The organism is Burkholderia sp. E168m23, from assembly GCF_016586125.1.
In the GTDB taxonomy this organism is placed as follows: Bacteria; Pseudomonadota; Gammaproteobacteria; order Burkholderiales; family Burkholderiaceae; genus Burkholderia; species Burkholderia orbicola.
The window spans coordinates 1-2,729 of the sequence record NZ_BCPP01000946.1 but is presented as its reverse complement, the minus strand read 5'-3'; the positions used below and the strand labels follow the sequence as shown (position 1 = coordinate 2,729).

Genomic DNA, 2,729 nt, shown 5'->3' with positions numbered 1-2,729 from the left:
AGTAAGGTACCGTCTTCGCGATCAACGGCAGCGTCGTCGCCTGAATGCGCGCGACCGTGTGCGAAAGCGGCAGATGGATCACCATGCGCTGCGGTTCGGACAATATCGCCGGACAGAAGGTCGGCCACGTGAACGCGCCCGCGAGCATCGACACGTGCGTCAGCATCGCGCCTTTCGGCGCCCCCGTGGTTCCCGAGGTGTAACCCAGGCTCACCAGGTCCGTCGGCCGCGCAAGCTCTGACTGCTCACGCAGATAAGCGACTTCGTCGCCGTCAAAATGCGACGCGAACTCGGCGAGTGAAACGACATTCATGCCGGTTTCGTCAGGCGAGCGCTTCCAGTCCGGATCGAGCACCACGATCTTGAGGAGCCGGCTGGACGTATCGGCCGCTTTCATGACCCGAAGCTGTTCGGCACTTCCGGCAAAAGCGAGTGTCGCCCCTGAATCCTCCAGGTAGTAGCGCACCTCTTCGACCGACGCGGTGAAATAGACGCCTACCGTCACCGCGCCCGAGCAGATCGTCGCCATGTCGGCAATCAGCCACTCCTGCGATACGTCGCCCATGATGGCAATCCGATCGCCTCGTGCGACACCGGCCGCGCCGAGGGCTGCGGATACGGAACAGACTGCGTTCGCATAGCCCTTCCAGGTGGTGGGCACCCACGCTCCGGCACGCCTCTGAAAGAACGCGTTTGCGTCGGCGTCGTTCTTCACGCGCTCGATCAGCAAGGCCGGAATGGTGGTGGTCGCGAATTGATTGCCGGAAGTCCACGGTGCCGCGCTCATTTCCAGTTGTCTCCAAAGCGCTTGCGCCTTTCGGTAAACGAAGCCACCGCTTCGCGGCGCTCGGGGGAATTGAACGTGATCGTCTCCAGAGCGATCGACGTGTCGAGAAGCAGATGGGCATTCTGCTTGACGAGCTTGTTGACGCAGTACTTCGTCCAGACGATCGCGTCGCGCGGGCCGCTCGCGAGCAGTTCCGCGTAATCGATCGCCGCCTCCAGCAGCTTGTCGCTTTCGACGATCTTGTTGATCATCCCCATCGTCAGCGCTTCCTCCGCGCTGACGAAGTCGCCCGTCATCAGATAGTGCCGCGCGCGGACCGGCCCGAGCAGAAGCGGCCAGATCACCGCACCGCCGTCGCCCGCGACGACACCGGCATTGACGTGCGTATCGGCGAACCGTGCGGTCGGGCTCGCATAAATCATGTCGCAGAACAGCGCGAGCGTCGCGCCCAGGCCCACGGCCACGCCATTGACCGCCGCCACGATCGGCACCTCGACCTCCAGCATGTTTCTTATGAGGTGACGGCCACCACGCGTCGCCGACGGGATATTGCCGTTGTCGATCGACTTCTGGTCGCCGCCCGAGCAGAACCCGCGACCGGCGCCGGTCAACACGATCGCCTTGACCGCTTTGTCGTGATCCAGCTCGACGAATACCCGTTCGAGTTCGTCGTGCATGTCCCAATTGATGGCGTTCAGGATTTCCGGGCGATTCATCGTAACGATCGCGACACCGGAGGACCGTTGTTCGACATTCAGATACTGATAGCGCGAAGACGTATTCATAGGTTCATCCTTGACTTTGCTTCGGGTTGGCGGCCTGCGGACGCATGGCGCGAATCTTCTCGAGCAACTCGTCGGTCGGGCGGACGATATTGTTGCGATCGTTGAAATGCGGAATCACGTAACGGCCCACCATGTCGATCGTCGACATGATCTGCTCGTGCGGCACCGAGTCGATATGCAGCAGCACCTCGTCGATTCCGAGCTTCTCGTATTGCTCCAACTGACGGATGACGGTATCGGGGCTTCCGCACACCGTGGTGGCGGATTCGTTCAGCAGGTAGTCCCAATCTTCGGCGGCGCGCTGCATCGCGGGCACGCTTTCGGCCATGTATGCGTAGTTGTCGGCGAGTTTGGCGAGCCGCGGATACGCATCGGTCGAGATGCGCGCATAGTTCATGATCGCGCCGGCGTAAATGTCCTTCGCTTCCTGGTCGGTCTTGCCGATACCGATGAAGATCGGCATGCCGGCGCGCGGCTTGTGCAACGGCCCGGTCTCATCGCGCTTCCAGCTGTTCCAGTAGGTGTCCAGCAGCCCCTTCTGTTTCTCCCATCCCTGATAAATCGCATGGCTCATCACCGCGAGACCTTCCGAGCCGGCCCAGGCATGGCTGTTCGCACTGGTGGCTGCAACGCCGAGGACGGGATACGGTTTTTGCAACGGCTTCGGCACGAGCGACCGGGGCGGCACCTGGTAATACTTTCCCTCGAAGGTGAACACGTCCTCACGCATCGCTTTGCGCAACAGCGCCATGCCCTCTTCCATTTGCGGCAGGGTTTCCTCCGGCGATACGTTGAACGCGCGCATTGCGATCGTCGTGTTCGCGCGCCCGCAATACATCTCCATCCGGCCTTCGGAGAGGATGTCGGTGGCCGCCAGCCGTTCCGCGGTACGCAGCGCGTGATTGATGGCCTTCGGCATCAGCGCCACGGCAGGACGCAGCTTGATTCGCGAAGTGACGGCCGCGAGATAACCGAACACCACTTCAGGCGCCGAACTCGACACGCCGCCAAGCGCAAAGTGCTGCTCCGACAACGCAACAAAGTCGAAACCCATTTGCTCGGCGAAGCGCGCTTCGCGAACCAGCTCGCGAAGCCTGTTCGAGTAGCTATGCCCGACCTGCGTCTCCTGCTCGGACCAAAAACCGAATTTCAATGGC

3 protein-coding genes are annotated in these 2,729 nt (G+C 61.6%); all 3 read right to left on the bottom strand.

The genetic code is table 11. The features are described 5' to 3' along the window. Positions 1-787: AMP-binding protein (locus tag JMF90_RS32365; RefSeq protein ID WP_201325955.1), on the bottom strand; the 787-nt coding region annotated here is incomplete at its 3' end. Then, a complete protein-coding gene (locus JMF90_RS32360; RefSeq protein ID WP_011548529.1) occupies positions 784-1,572 on the bottom strand; it encodes an enoyl-CoA hydratase/isomerase family protein in 789 nt (262 codons plus the stop codon). The genes JMF90_RS32360 and JMF90_RS32365, both read right to left, overlap by 4 nt. 4 nt (positions 1,573-1,576) lie before the next feature. Next, positions 1,577-2,729: LLM class flavin-dependent oxidoreductase (locus tag JMF90_RS32355; protein ID WP_201325954.1), on the bottom strand; the 1,153-nt coding region annotated here is incomplete at its 5' end.